Source organism: Agromyces humi (assembly GCF_009720255.1).
GTDB classification, from domain to species: Bacteria; Actinomycetota; Actinomycetes; order Actinomycetales; family Microbacteriaceae; genus Agromyces; species Agromyces humi.
Genome location: NZ_WJSP02000728.1, coordinates 1 through 719, shown reverse-complemented (window position 1 = coordinate 719; position 719 = coordinate 1). Strand labels below are relative to the sequence as shown.

The following is a 719-nucleotide window of genomic DNA, read 5'->3' as shown; positions in this document are numbered from 1 at the left end:
TCGCGGGCGAGAACGACCGCGCGGGCGAGACCGTGAGCTTCCGTTTCCGCGACGGCACGCAGGAGAACGGCGTGCCGATCGCCGACGCCGTCGCCCGCGGCACGCGCGTCGGTGCGGTACACGAGGGCGGCATCGACCTCCCCGAGCACCACCTTCGTGAGCACGGCCTTCACATCGGACTCGAGCGTGTCGGGCGACGCGGTCACGCCCTCCTCGGCGAGCAGGGCGTCGGATGCCGCTCCGCAGGGCACCGTGGGGTCGCAGAGCGCGATGCGCAGGTCGGGGTCGGCGAGGTCGGCGAGCTCCGTGACGGCAGCGGGGTTGCCGGCCGGCACGACGAGCTCGAGCGTGTTCGTCGCGAACACGACCGCGTCCTCGGCCAGCCCGGCCTCGACCACGACCCGCATCTGCGGTTCGGCCGCCGAGGCGAAGACGTCGACGGGTGCACCCTCCACGATCTGCTGCGCGAGCGCGGCACTGCCTCCGTAGCTGAGCGCGACATCGAGGTCGGGATGCTGCGCCTCGAAGTCCGCCGCGAGTGCGTCGAACGCCTCGGTGAGCGACGCGGCGGCGAAGACGGTGAGCGTCGTCGGCGTGGCATCCGTGCGGGGACTCGTCGAAGCGGAGGCGTCGGACCCGCTGGCAGCGGAGCGGCCTCCCGCAGGCCCGTCGACCGCCGCACAGCCGCAGAACGCGACGACGGCGACCGCGGCCAGGCC

1 pseudogene is annotated in these 719 nt (G+C 73.9%); it reads right to left on the bottom strand.

The window, feature by feature from the left end:
- Nucleotides 1–146: 146 nt before the first annotated feature.
- A pseudogene (gene modA, locus GH736_RS23815) lies at nucleotides 147–716 on the bottom strand (molybdate ABC transporter substrate-binding protein); the annotation flags it as partial.
- Between the last annotated feature and the right edge of the window lie 3 nt (nucleotides 717–719).